Origin of the sequence: Gilliamella sp. B14384G12 (assembly GCF_016101825.1) — a bacterium.
Taxonomy (GTDB): Bacteria; Pseudomonadota; Gammaproteobacteria; order Enterobacterales; family Orbaceae; genus Gilliamella; species Gilliamella apicola_N.
Window position 1 is genome coordinate 95,110 of sequence record NZ_JACFPU010000003.1, and the last position, 13,790, is coordinate 108,899.

The 13,790-nt window shown below is 31.5% G+C and carries 8 protein-coding genes; 6 read left to right on the plus strand and 2 right to left on the minus strand.

From position 1 onward, the window contains the following. Positions 1 to 186: 186 nt before the first annotated feature. Both H3S73_RS04810 and H3S73_RS04815 read left to right on the plus strand, forming a co-directional pair. Complete coding sequence (locus H3S73_RS04810) at positions 187 to 900, plus strand: cyclic nucleotide-binding domain-containing protein (protein ID WP_086351307.1); 714 nt, start codon at positions 187 to 189, stop codon at positions 898 to 900. A gap of 50 nt (positions 901 to 950) precedes the next feature. After that, a complete protein-coding gene (locus tag H3S73_RS04815; protein ID WP_198235978.1) occupies positions 951 to 1,997 on the plus strand; it encodes a YdgH/BhsA/McbA-like domain containing protein in 1,047 nt (348 codons plus the stop codon). 101 nt (positions 1,998 to 2,098) lie between these two features. On the opposite strand, the gene hrpA is transcribed toward H3S73_RS04815, so the two are convergent. Further along, positions 2,099 to 5,965 carry an ATP-dependent RNA helicase HrpA gene (hrpA, locus tag H3S73_RS04820; protein WP_198235979.1) on the minus strand — a complete coding sequence of 1,289 codons (3,867 nt, stop codon included), beginning with the start codon at positions 5,963 to 5,965 and terminating at the stop codon, positions 2,099 to 2,101. Positions 5,966 to 6,040: 75 nt separating this feature from the next. On the opposite strand from hrpA, the gene H3S73_RS04825 reads away from it, so the two are divergent. From H3S73_RS04825 to H3S73_RS04840, 4 genes are all read left to right on the plus strand, one after another. Further along, positions 6,041 to 6,460 (plus strand): META domain-containing protein, encoded by a 420-nt coding sequence (locus H3S73_RS04825; protein WP_198228909.1) that lies wholly within the window; start codon positions 6,041 to 6,043, stop codon positions 6,458 to 6,460. A 320-nt stretch (positions 6,461 to 6,780) separates the two neighbouring features. Further along, the gene (pykF, locus tag H3S73_RS04830) at positions 6,781 to 8,193 is read left to right on the plus strand and encodes a pyruvate kinase PykF (protein ID WP_198235980.1); all 1,413 of its coding nucleotides are present in this window, start codon (positions 6,781 to 6,783) and stop codon (positions 8,191 to 8,193) included. A gap of 110 nt (positions 8,194 to 8,303) precedes the next feature. Then, positions 8,304 to 10,361, plus strand: a complete 2,058-nt coding sequence (ppk1, locus tag H3S73_RS04835; RefSeq protein ID WP_198235981.1) for a polyphosphate kinase 1 — start codon at positions 8,304 to 8,306, stop codon at positions 10,359 to 10,361. Between the two features lie 11 nt (positions 10,362 to 10,372). Next, positions 10,373 to 11,896 (plus strand): exopolyphosphatase, encoded by a 1,524-nt coding sequence (locus H3S73_RS04840; RefSeq protein ID WP_198235982.1) that lies wholly within the window; start codon positions 10,373 to 10,375, stop codon positions 11,894 to 11,896. A 73-nt stretch (positions 11,897 to 11,969) separates the two neighbouring features. Here H3S73_RS04840 and H3S73_RS04845 read toward each other — a convergent pair whose 3' ends face one another. Then, complete coding sequence (locus H3S73_RS04845; protein ID WP_198235983.1) at positions 11,970 to 13,433, minus strand: DASS family sodium-coupled anion symporter; 1,464 nt, start codon at positions 13,431 to 13,433, stop codon at positions 11,970 to 11,972. Positions 13,434 to 13,790 lie beyond the last annotated feature (357 nt).

Below are 13,790 nucleotides of genomic sequence, written 5' to 3' on the forward strand. Positions count from 1 at the left end.
AATTATTATATAAGATATAAATTATATCGGTTTAGTGTAGTTTTATATGAAATATAAAGTTTTTTTGTATTTCTATAAAGATATTAGATTATTTTTGTAAATAAAAAAATAATGTCTAACTACTCTTTGTTTTTTATTATAGAATACATTGTTCTTGTCAACTAATGGATTAACATTTTCGGAAAGATGCAAACTAAATATAAGTCATTACGATCAAAAAGCTATTCTGTTCCATGTGAATTGTGCAGTACTGGATCACTATGTATCCCAATGTTACTCAATAATACCCTACATACAGTGTTAGATCGTAAAAAGTCTTATATAAAAGATGAGATCTTAATTCACGAAAACACTTCTTTCACAAAATTATTCATCATCCATTCAGGCGCATTAAAAACCTATGTTACTACTTCAAATGGTAATGAACAAATCAATGGTTTTTATCTACCAGGTGATATTGTTGGGTTAGACTCCATTTCAACAAGGGTTTATAACTATACTGTTAAAGCGTTAAATAATGTTTCTATATGCGAACTCCGCTATGATGAATTAATGGAATTAGTTGATACAAATAAAACTACAAGAGATATGATTTTAAAATTATTAAGTAATGATATCTATAATTTTCAAAAGTTAGTTTTATGTTATTCACAAAAAAAGGCTGATGAACGTCTAGCCTATTTTATTTATTCTCTTTATAAACGTTATGAAAAACGTGGTCATACTTCATTGAATATAAAGTTATCTATGAGTAGAACCGATATCGCTAATTATCTAGGATTAACCATTGAAACTGTTAGTCGAATTTTAACTAAATTTCAAGAGCTTGATATTTTATCCGTGAAAGGAAAGTATATTTTCATCAAAAATTTAAACGCTTTAATTGTTTTGGGAAAGTAATTTATTTCATGATAAAATGTTAACTAAGTTAATTCTAAGGTTAATCAAATATGATAAGTTTAAAGAAAACTCTTATTGTAGCGACTATCGCTGCGAGTCCAATTAGCTCATTTGCAGCTCAACAATTAAATGAAGAACAAGCTAAAGACCTTCAATCTTTTAAACAAATTACTGTTCGTGGTGCTTTTTATACCGATAATGATTATGTCATGGCTATGTCAAAAGCAGCTGATAAAGAAGGTGCTTCAGCATTCTATATAACTACTACTAATATCAGTCCATCGAATGATACATTGCGTATCGTTTACGCTAAATTATATAAGTCAGATGCACCAAAGGCTGTTGAAGCAGCTGAGAACTTTCGTAAATTTGAAGGTATATTTGAATATCCAAAATCTAAGGCGATTCGTTTAGAACCTTTTAATATTGTGCGTATACGTGGATACTTTCCTAGTGAAATTGATTTAAATCAAGCTGTTGCAAAAGAAGCTTTAACAAAAGGTGCCTACGCTTTTTATATTGATTCTCGTTCTGAATTAGGCAGCAATATCCAAGTCGCAGCTTACTTGTTTAAAAAAGATGCTCCAGAGCGTAAACTTCAACCTGAAAACGCCATTCCTTATGATTCTGAAGCTGGCCAACTTGCACTTGCACAAGGTGGTGAAGCTGCGATGCAAGTTGAAAAACCTGGTTATTATTCACCATCAGCATTTAATGAAAAATTTTATGCAGACAAATTTAATAATAAAGTAAAAGTAATAGATCAATCTACCACGAGGACAACACAAACAAAAATAACTGAAACTGCTTCAACTGATGTTGCTCCTGCAGTTGCAACCGAACCACAACGCTTAACACGTTACACTGTAACGCTTCCTGACGGAAGAAAAATTCAAGAATTGAATGATGCTACAGCCGCAAAAATGGTTGCTTTTGATACTATTAAATTCCGAGGATATTATGTAACTGATCATGAAATTTCTTATCAAGCAGGTAAAAGAGCGATTGAAAATGGAGCTAAATATTATCATATTGCTCGAGTAGCTCATGATACCAAAGGACCTAATATCACTGTATTTGTAGATCTTTATAAGTAGCATTTTTGAAGATGGGCGTATTCCACGCCCTACTTCCTCTTTTATTTTCTTCTTATTATTTCATATTCTAATTTTCAAATCTAAAATGATCATCCTAATATTTATAATTCAGATTTTACAAGTTCGATCTGCTGTTTAACTCGTTTAGGTGAAATTGGATAAGGGGTTCCTAATTGCTGAGCAAATAGATTGACTCTTAACTCTTGAATCATCCAACGTATATTAATGACACTATCTTTAGATCTAACAATTTGTGGCAAGCTATTAACCCATTTTTCATATTGATTTTCAACTTCCTCAATAATATTCATCGATTGTCTATCTTTCGTTACATTACCCATAAGTTTTTCAATTCTTTTTTCAATTGCTAGTAAATAACGATAAACATCAGCAAGTCGTTTATAACCTGAATCAGCAACAAAACCTTTATAAACTAAATTACTAAGTTGCTTTTTTATGTCTGATAGCGCAAAAGCTAATGATAGATCAACTCGACCTTTTAATTTTTTGTTAATGTTATAATGTAAAGTCAAAATACTTTCTACCTGTTTAGCAATATCTATAACCGTTTCATTGATATTTGTTTTGGTATAATCAAGTAATTTTTGATATTGATCTTGATTTTGAATATTTTGATTATATTTATCTATTAATTCATCAACTGCACAAGCAATACAATCATCAATCAACATTAATACAGTACCAAAAGAATTAAAATAAAGTCCTAATTTGGATTTATTCGGTAATTTTTCATGTAAATATTTGATAGGTGAAGGAATATTCAGCATCAATAAACGTCTAAGCCCCAATTTATTTAATTTTTGTTGTTCCTCTTGATTATCAACTAATTCAATACTGACTGAATTTTGATGATCGATGAGTGCAGGATAAGCTTTAACTGTATAATTTTTCTGTTTTTCTTCATAAGTTGTAGGTAATGTACCAAAATTCCAATCAGTTATATTACTTTGCTCAATGGATACTACTTTTTTTGTAGTTAAAGTGGATAAAGCTTTTTGAACTTCATTTTTTAACTGTTCTTTCAATAAGACTAAATCTTTGCCTGATGCAATTTCTTCATTATTACTATTAATAATGCTAAATGTCATTTTTAAATAATCGGGAACCTGATCTAGTTGCCAATCTTCAGATGTGATTTTTACTCCAGTCATTTTGCGAAATTCATTTTCTAAACTTTCAAGAATTGGTTGGTCTGTTGTTCTTATTCTCTCTAAAAATGCTTCTGCATAATTCGGTGCAGGAACAAGATTACGACGTAATGACTTTGGTAATGATTTAATTAAGGCAATAATTAAATCTTTCCTGAATCCAGGAACTTGCCAATCAAATCCTCTATTTTTTATTTGATTTAACAAATCAATAGGGATTTTAATTGTGACGCCGTCACGATTATGACCAATATCAAATTGATACTCTAATGCTAATTTAAAATTATCTTGATACCAAAAATCAGGGAAGTCACTTAGATTAACCAGCTGTGCTGATTGTTTGATCAGCATATCCTTTTTAATATTAAGATAATCAGGTTGAGATTTTTGCTTTTGTTTCCACCAATTATCAAAATGTTTTGTAGAAATAACTGAATCGTCAATACGTTTATCATAGAATTCGTAAAGCTCATCGTCGTCAATTAAAATATCTTGGCGACGAGATTTATGTTCAAGATCTTCAACTTCCTTGATTAATTTTTGATTTTGTTTATAAAATTTGTGATTAGTTAACCAATCACCTTCAACTAATGCGTGCCTGATAAATAAAGAACGACTTAAAACTGGATCAATTTTACTGTAATTAACTATACGACTAGCAACAATTGGTAAACCAAATAATGTTACTTTTTCGTTGGCTATTGTGGTGCCCTGCTTTTTAGACCATCTTGGCTCACTATAACTGTATTTAATCAAATGTTGGGCTATAGGCTCGATCCATTCTGATTCAATTTTAGCTGCAGTTCTCCCCCATAATCGACTTGTTTCGACCAGTTCGCTAACAATACACCATTTCGGCTGACTTTTAAAAAGTGCTGAATTTGGAAAAATTGCAAACTTAATATTTCGAGCACCGATATATTCACGTTTTTCAATTTCTTTCATACCTATATGAGATAACAATCCACTCAATAAAGAAGTATGTAAGGAAATATAATCTGCAGCTTTACTGTTTATTGGAAAAGCTAATTGTTTGATGGTCTGTCTAATTTGCGTATAGACATCTTGCCATTCCCTGATACGAAGATAATTTAAAAATTCTTTTTGACATAATCGTCTAAATTGATTTCCTGATAAAAGATCTTGCTGTTCTTGGATGTAATTCCACAAATTAATTAAAGATAAAAAGTCTGATTCTTTATCAGCAAAACGGCGATGTTTTTCATCAGAAGCTTGTTGTTTATCAAATGGCCTTTCTCTTGGGTCTTGGATAGACAAGGCTGCTGTAATTATCATTATTTCTTTTGTACAACCTGATCGCCTTGCTTCTACTAACATTCTGGCCAATCTTGGATCAATAGGCAATTGAGCTAAAATTTTACCTGTTGCAGTTAAATGATACTGATGATGCTTAATGTATATTGCACCAAGCTCTTCTAATAATCGAATACCATCACGAATATATCGGGAATCTGGAGCTTCGACAAATGGAAAAGCAGCGATATTACCTAATCCTAATGAAGTCATTTGTAAAATTACCGAAGCTAAATTAGTTCGTAATATTTCGGGATCAGTAAATTCTGGTCGTGATAAAAAATCATTTTCATCATATAAACGAATACATATACCATCCGAGGTACGACCACAACGACCTTTTCGTTGATTAGCCGAAGCTTGAGAGATCGGTTCAATTGGTAATCGCTGGACTTTTGTTCGATAGCTATAACGACTAATTCTGGCTAAACCAGGATCGATTACATATTTAATTCCTGGTACAGTTAATGATGTTTCTGCGACATTAGTTGCAAGAATAATTCGACGTTTGGAATGGGATTGGAATATGCGATTTTGTTCTGTTACAGATAATCTAGCATATAATGGTAAAATATCGGTATGGCGTAATTCTAATTTATTAAGTATATCGGCTACATCACGAATTTCCCGTTCACCAGTTAAAAATATTAATATGTCACCAAAGCTTTCTGCTGATAGTTCCTCAATAGCATCAAGAATAGGTTGAAAATCGTTATTTGTATCATCTTCTTCATTGAAAATGGGTGGACGGTATCTCACTTCAACAGGATAAGTTCGTCCAGAAACTTCAATTATTGGCGCTTGATTAAAGTGATTAGAAAATCGTTCCACATCAATGGTTGCTGATGTAATTATTACTTTCAAATCTGGACGTTTAGGTAATAATTGCTTTAGATAACCTAAAATAAAGTCAATATTTAAACTACGTTCATGAGCTTCATCAATAATAATAGTGTCATATTGTAGCAACAATTTATCTTTTTGGATTTCAGCAAGTAATATACCATCAGTCATTAATTTTATTAATGTTGTTTCACTCACATGATCTGAAAATCTAACTTTATAACCAACTAACTGCCCTATTTCTGTTTTTAATTCTTCCGCAATACGATTTGCAACAGAACGAGCTGCTAATCGTCTTGGTTGCGTATGACCAATATATCCTTTAATCCCTAAACCTAGCTCTAAACAAATCTTCGGAATTTGTGTCGTTTTACCAGACCCCGTTTCACCTGCAATAATGACAACTTGATGGTTTTTTATAGCATCATAAATCGCCTGTTTTTTTTCAGATACAGGTAAATTGTCAGGATAATGAATTTTATTTGGTAACGACAATACTCGGGCTTGGTAATGCTGGTTAGCTGCTTGTATAGCCAAATTAATATCATTCTCAAGATGATTTTTTTTAGCCAGTTTTATTATTTTATGTTTATCTAAGAAAGTCGTTGATTTTAAATCTTTTAGTTGCTGTTGAGATAACATAGAGAGTAAAATGCTCTGTTAATAATCTAAATTGTGCTCAATTATAGCAAATTAAACTTTTTATTAGGAGTTTAAATGAAAAAAACGATTTTTATTTTACCTTTAATTGCTACAGCTTTCACCATTTCTGGTTGTAATAAATCAAACAATGTCAAAGATACCGATCTTATGCATCACCACTTTGTGCTAGTAAAGGCTAATGGACAAAAAATCGCATCTGATAAGTATGCTGAATTAGAATTCGGTGAAAATATGACAATAACAGGAAAAATGTGCAATTTATTTTCTGGAAAAGTTGCATTAAACGATAATGTTATTAAAGGAGCAGGTTTAGCTATGACCAAAATGGCTTGTCCTGATAGAGAACTGGGTGAATTAGATGCAGTTATTGAAGACTTAATTGTTAAAGGTGCAAAGATTGAATTAACAAAGGATCAATTAATTCTAAAGAATGAAGATAACGAACTTACTTATAAACTTAAAGAGTTAATGTGATTGAAACGTATGCATTTCCTCAAACATTTTGACAAATATTTATATTATTAAAATGTTTTTTAGTGGCTAATTGAGACAATTTCATTACAAAAAGCTTTATTTTAAATGTAGTTAAGAATATAATGGCTCCAGTTTTGTAGATGTCCAAGCTTTAATGAAAATGACTAATTCTTCAAATATTTTATTTAAGTTATGTAACTATTTTGTAGTTACTCATCTCTCTATATACCAATCTAATCAATCATCAGACATTGATTTTTTTTGCGAAAAAAGATTATTTGAATTTTAAACATTAACTTTAACAACTAGTAGAAAATATTATGAAAAAGACAAAAATAGTTTGTACCATAGGTCCTAAATCTGAATCAAAAGAGATGCTAGCCAAATTATTAAACGCAGGAATGAACGTTATGCGTTTAAATTTTTCTCATGGTGATTATGAAGAGCATGGTAATCGAATAAAGAATTTACGAGAAGTAATGCAAGAAACTGGCTTAAAAGCTGCAATCATGCTAGATACCAAAGGTCCTGAAATTCGTACTATTAAGTTAGAAGGCGGAAGTGACGTTTCATTGGTAGCTGGTCAAACTTTCACGTTCACCACTGATAAGAATGTCGTTGGTAATTCTGAGCGAGTTGCTGTTACCTATGATGGTTTTGCGCATGATCTAAAACCAGGCAATCGCGTGCTAGTTGATGATGGCTTAATTGCCATGGATGTTAAAGAAATTAAAGGTAATGAAGTTATCTGTACAGTTTTAAATAATGGTGATTTGGGAGAAAATAAAGGTATTAACTTACCAGGTGTTTCAATTAAATTACCAGCTCTAGCTGAAAAAGATAAAAATGATCTTATCTTTGGTTGTGAACAAGGCGTTGACTTTATTGCGGCTTCATTTATTCGTAAACGTTCAGATGTTGAAGATATCCGCGCTCACTTAAAAACTCATGGTGGTGAAGATATCAAAATTATTTCTAAAATTGAAAACCAAGAAGGTTTAGATAATTTTGACGAAATATTAGAAGCATCAGATGGTATTATGGTTGCTCGTGGTGATTTAGGTGTTGAAATTGCGGTTGAAGAAGTTATCTTTGCTCAAAAAATGATGATTAAAAAATGTAATCGAGCATCAAAACCAGTTATTACTGCAACACAAATGCTTGATTCAATGATAAAAAATCCTCGCCCTACTCGTGCTGAAGCGGGTGATGTAGCTAACGCAATCATTGATGGAACTGATGCAGTGATGTTATCAGGCGAAAGTGCTAAAGGTAAATACCCACTTGAAACGGTGAATGTAATGGCTACTATTTGTAAACGTACAGATAGCACTATTCCTGCTTCATTGGAACTTACCGCTAAAGAAGAAAAATTACGAATTACAGCAGCAGTTTGTTGTGGTGCAGTTGAAATTGCAGAACGACTCAATGTTCCATTGATTGTTGTTGCAACTCGCAGTGGCAAATCTGCACGTGAAGTACGTCATTATTTCCCTAAAGCGCGTATTTTAGCACTATCATCATGTCAAAAAACTGTTAACCAATTAGCTTTATCTAAAGGTGTTGAGCCTATTTTAATTGATGCAATTAACTCTACTGATGATTTTTACCGTTTAGGTAAAGAAATGGCAGTTAAACATTGCGGTTTAAATCAAGGTGATACAATTGTGATGGTATCTGGAGCATTAGTTCCAAGTGGAACCACCAACACAACTTCAGTTCATAGAATTTAATTAATTCTAATATCGTTAATTAAATATAAAAAGCTAGCTATGTGCTAGCTTTTTTTTTTACTTAAGTTATCCTGTAAATATACAGTATTAATAAATTGTAAGAGATAAAAATGCTATCAGAAAAAGTATACTTTCCAAAAGAACTAAGTTGGTTGTCTTTTAATCAGCGCGTTCTACAAGAAGCCGCTGATAAAAGTAATCCGCTTATTGAGCGTATTCGATTTTTAGGAATATACTCCAGTAATCTTGATGAATTTTATAAAGTACAATTTGCTAATTTAAAAAAATATGTTTTGATTGAACAAGAACAATCTCAAGGTTCATCAAATTCAAAACAACTTTTACGCCAAGTTAATCAAAAAGTTATTCAATTAGAACTTCAGTTTGATCAGCTTTATAATGAATTATTACTTGAAATGGCCAGAAATCAGATTTTTTTGATTAATGAAAGGCAGTTATCTTCTTATCAAGAAAATTGGATAAAAAATTATTACAAAAATAATCTAAGACAGTATATTACCCCTATCCTACTTGATAGTCATACGGAATTGATTCAATTTTTAAAAGACGATCATGCCTATTTGGCTGTTGAAATAATTTGTGAAACGAGCATCAGTTATGCACTACTCGAACTACCAACCGACAATGTTTCACGATTCGTTTTACTTCCTTCTGAAGTGTCGACAAAAAATAAATCAATTATATTTCTAGATAATATTTTACGTTATTGTCTCCCTGAAATATTCAAAGTTTTTTTTGATGCATTAGAGCTAAATGCTTATTCAATCAATATAAATCGCGATGCTGAATATGAATTAAATACCGAATTAGATAGTTTGCTTGAACTGATGTCTCAAGGATTAAAACAACGATTAACAGCTCAACCAGTTCGATTTACCTATCAAAAGGATATGCCAAGAGCATTATTTGAATTGCTTATTAACAAATTAAGATTAACTGAACAAGATGCCATGCCTGGAGGAAGATATCCTAATTTTAAAGATTTGGTTAAATTTCCAGATCTAGGTATTAAAAATTTGATGAATAAACATGTGCCTAATCTTGTTTATAATAGATTCAAACAATTCAGAAATTCTTTTGCAGCAATCAAAGATCGTGATGTCCTACTATATTATCCTTATTATTCATTTGGTCATGTATTAGAAATTATGCGACAGGCCTCTTTCGATCCTGCCGTGACCCACATAAGAATGAATATTTATCGTGTCGCAAAAGATTCTCGCTTTATTCATGCCGCTATAAATGCAGCCAATAATGGAAAAAAAGTAACGGTTGTAGTTGAATTACAAGCTCGTTTTGATGAAGAAGCAAATATAAAATGGGCCAAAAGATTGATCAGTAGTGGTATTAAAGTTATCTATTCACAACCAAAATTAAAAATCCATGCCAAGTTATTTTTAATTGACCGCAAGGAAAATGATGAAATTGTCCGTTATGCTCATATTGGTTCAGGTAATTTTAATGAAAGAACTGCCCGAATTTATACCGATTTTTCATTATTAACAGCAGATCCCGCTATAACTGATGAAGTAAAAAAAGTTTTCAATTTTATTGAAAATCCATTTAAACCAGTATCTTTCAATTATTTGCTGGTTTCTCCTCAAAACACACGATTACGATTTCATGAGTTTATTGAACGAGAAATAGCAAATGCTAAAGTAGGAAAATCTGCAGGTATTTATCTAAAACTCAATGCGATAACCGATAAAGAAATGATTGATGCACTTTATCGGGCATCATGTGCAGGAGTGAAAATTAGAATGATTGTTCGAGGGACTTGCGTATTAGTTCCTCAAATACCTCATTTAAGTGAAAATATCTTTGTGACCAGTATTGTTGATCAATATTTAGAACATGCTCGTGTTTATATTTTTGAAAATGATGGAAAAAAAGATACCTATATTTCTTCAGCAGATTGGATGCCTAGAAATCTTGATAATCGTATTGAAGTTGGCGTTAAAATTTTTGACCCTATTTTAAGATCGACGATTCATGATATTTTTAATATCCAATGTAATGACAATGTTAAAGCCAGAATTATTGATAAAGATAATACTAATAATTATGTATTAAGAGGTAATAAGAAGAAAATTAGAGCACAACATGCTATCTATGATTATTTAAAACAATTAGAAACAATTGTATAAGGAATTAGGAAATGACTAAATTAAATGAATATGCTGTGATTGATCTTGGGTCAAATAGTTTTCATATGGTCATTGCTCGTTGTATAAATGGTACTTCACAAATTATTTATAAAAATAAAAAACATATTCATTTAGCTACTGGATTAAATGAAAATAATGAGTTAAGTGAATCAAGTATCAAACGTGGCGTAGAATGCCTTGCTTTGTTTGCTGAGCGATTAAAAGATTTTCCCATTGAAAATGTAAGGATTGTCGCAACACACACATTACGTATTGCCAAAAACAAACAGATATTTTTGACTCAAGCGGCTAAAGTAATACCTTATCCTATTGAAATTATTTCTGGGCAAGAGGAAGCTCGCTTAATTTATCTGGGAACGATGACAACCGAATCGACCAATATAACTAATACAAATTTTGTTATAGATATAGGTGGAGGATCGACTGAGATAGCAATAGGTAAAGGGAATAATCTTAAACCGTACATCGTTGCGAGTAGACCAATGGGATGTGTCACTTATACAAAGCAGTTTTTTTCCCAAAAAAAGATCGATAAAATATCTTTCCAACGAGCTAAACTTGCCGCGGCACAACAAATAGAAAGCATTATTAATACCATAAAAAAACAGAATATTAGTATTGCTTTTGGTACATCAGGTACAATCAAATCCATTTACAAAATACTGTTGGATTTGGGCGTCAGTGATGGAATCATAACTCAAAAACGGTTAGATGATCTAATCAATTATATTCTAGAATTTCACTCTTTCTATGATATTCAATACCCATCCCTTTCCGATGAAAGAAAAGATGTTTTTGTCAGTGGTCTTGCTATATTTAGTGGTGTTTTTGATGCATTAGATTTACAAGCTTTACGATATTGTCCTGGTGCCCTACGTGAAGGCGTATTATATGAGCTCATTGATGGTCCCAATTATCGAGATATTAGAGAAACGACAGCTGAGTCCCTTTCTCAACATTATAATATAGACGAACGGCATGCAAAACAGGTTGTTAAAACAACCAAATATTTATATTCACAGTGGAAGAGACAGTCTCCTATAACTATTCCGATGCATTTGGAGTCAATATTATACTGGGCAGCACAATTACACGAAGTAGGATTAAAAATCAATTTTTCTTCTATACATAAACATTCAAGTTATATTTTACAAAACAGTAATCTTCCAGGATTTAATGAAGAACAACAACTTCTTTTATCTTCTCTTGTTCGTTATCATAGAAAATCAATAAATATTGATAATTTGCCATATTTTAGTCTTTTTGAATATAAGCATATCATATCATTATTACAGATATTAAGATTATCAATATTAATCAATAATCAGCGTAATAATGATCTGAATTTAAATGCTTTTCGTTTGAAATTAATTGATGACAAATTAACAAATATTACTTTAGAGATAGATGCAACATTCATCGAAAATAATAAACTTATTCTACTTGATTTAGAGCAAGAGCAAAAATATTGGAAAACAGTAGATGATTGGAAGTTATCAATTGTAATATATTGAATAAATTTTATTAATATGTTTTTACCGCTAGTTAAACTAGCCGTAAAAACATTTCTTGAGTAAAAAAATTACTTTATCGACCTAACCCTATCATTTTCCACCATAATAACCCAATGGTGAAAACAATAATTAAATTCACAACACTACATACAAAACCAACTTTCCACCATGTTTTTACCGGTACAAATCCTTCAGCGAATAATAGTGGGTTCCTAGCGTTGGCAAATTGTGTAATTGAACCAAAATAATTTGTACAAATGACTAATGCAAAAATAGCTATCATTTGCGGTACACCGAGTGCGATTGCTACAGATAAAAATACAGGGAACAAAGCTGCAATATGAGCATTACCGCTGGCAAAAAAGTAGTGTAAATAAACGTAAACGGTACACAATATAATAATAACAAGCATCCAACTACTCTCACCTAAATGCCCTTCTATTGCATTACCTATAGTATTACCTAACCACTTAGTTACACCAAGTTTGTTTACTTGTCCTGCCATCATAAGTAAGGCTGCAAACCAAATTAAAGTATCCCAAGCAGCTTTTTCTCCTTTAATATCATCCCAACTCAATACGCCTGTTAAAATTAATAAAGTTAAGCCAATAAAAGCTGTAGTAGTTGAGTCAATATCCAATTTATTACCAAAAATCCAAAATACCAAAAGTAGTATCACTGTACTTCCCATTATAATTTCTTTACCAGTAACGGGCCCCATTTTTTTAAGTTCTTCTGTCGCTAATTTTGGTGCTTCAGGTGTTTTTTTAAGTTCTGGATTGGTCAAAAAATAGATAACTAACGGAATGATAATGAAAGAAGCTAAACAAGGAGCAATAGCAGCAATAAACCATTGACCCCAACCTAATGTTATGCCAAGCGAAGATGTTACTAATTTAGCCGCCAGTAGATTTCCAGTGAATGCCGTTAAAAACATTGCCGATGTAATATCATTGATATGACTGATCGTTAGCATCAAAAAAGTTCCAATGCGGTTTCGTGAATCATCTTTAGGATTTGAATTAAAATTAATGGCTAAAGCTTCAGCAATTGGGTAAATTACGCCTCCCGCTCGAGCTGTGGTACTTGGAATTGCAGGTGCTAAAGCAATATCAGTTACTGATAATCCATAGGCTAAACCTAATGTATTTCGTCCGAGAATTTTCACAAGATAATAAGCGATACGTTTACTTAATCCTGTTTTAATAAAACCACGAGCGATCATAAAAGCGATAACAATAAGCCATATCAATGTACTATTTAATTCGCTTAATGCGATTTTAATTGATTCGGTTGCAGAAGTAGCTCCAGATGGTCTTAACACCGCAAAAATGGTAATCGCCAAAAAACCAATTGCGCCAATAGGCATAATTTCTGCAACAATACAAGCAATAGTAGCCACAAAAATAATACTTGTCCGCCATCCTTCTATACTGATTCCATCAGGAGGTAATACAAATAGCCATAAAATGGCTGAAATAGCAGCGATAATAATAAATGGTAGCCATTTAACCGGTGGCTTTTTTATTGTATCCATTGCATTTTCCTTCTTGTTTTAAAAAGATTTAATTTAGTTTAAAAAAATTACTTTTTAGATAATTATTTAATTTTGTTAATCGTTAATTATTTGGCAAGTGAAACTATAGGTGTTTATTAATTTTATTATTTTATTTTTCAATGAATTTATCGAAAAACATTTACTTTATATATTTGCTACTTTATAGATCATGATATGATCTTATTCATTGTGCAATACATACTCCTTTAAGAAAATTTAGGAATAATTTAATAATAACATTAGATTAATTTTGACTAGATGTTTATCATTACTTAAATTCACGGAGATCACCTCTATTAGGTGAAACTTAATAACAAATTAGTTATCAAGTTTCTG

Coding starts and splice junctions, on each gene's coding strand:
- H3S73_RS04810 (WP_086351307.1), top strand. CDS start 187: ATGCAAACTAAATATAAGTCATTACGATCAAAAAGCTATTCTGTTCCA.
- H3S73_RS04815 (WP_198235978.1), top strand. CDS start 951: ATGATAAGTTTAAAGAAAACTCTTATTGTAGCGACTATCGCTGCGAGT.
- hrpA (WP_198235979.1), bottom strand. CDS start 5,965: ATGTTATCTCAACAGCAACTAAAAGATTTAAAATCAACGACTTTCTTA.
- H3S73_RS04825 (WP_198228909.1), top strand. CDS start 6,041: ATGAAAAAAACGATTTTTATTTTACCTTTAATTGCTACAGCTTTCACC.
- pykF (WP_198235980.1), top strand. CDS start 6,781: ATGAAAAAGACAAAAATAGTTTGTACCATAGGTCCTAAATCTGAATCA.
- ppk1 (WP_198235981.1), top strand. CDS start 8,304: ATGCTATCAGAAAAAGTATACTTTCCAAAAGAACTAAGTTGGTTGTCT.
- H3S73_RS04840 (WP_198235982.1), top strand. CDS start 10,373: ATGACTAAATTAAATGAATATGCTGTGATTGATCTTGGGTCAAATAGT.
- H3S73_RS04845 (WP_198235983.1), bottom strand. CDS start 13,433: ATGGATACAATAAAAAAGCCACCGGTTAAATGGCTACCATTTATTATT.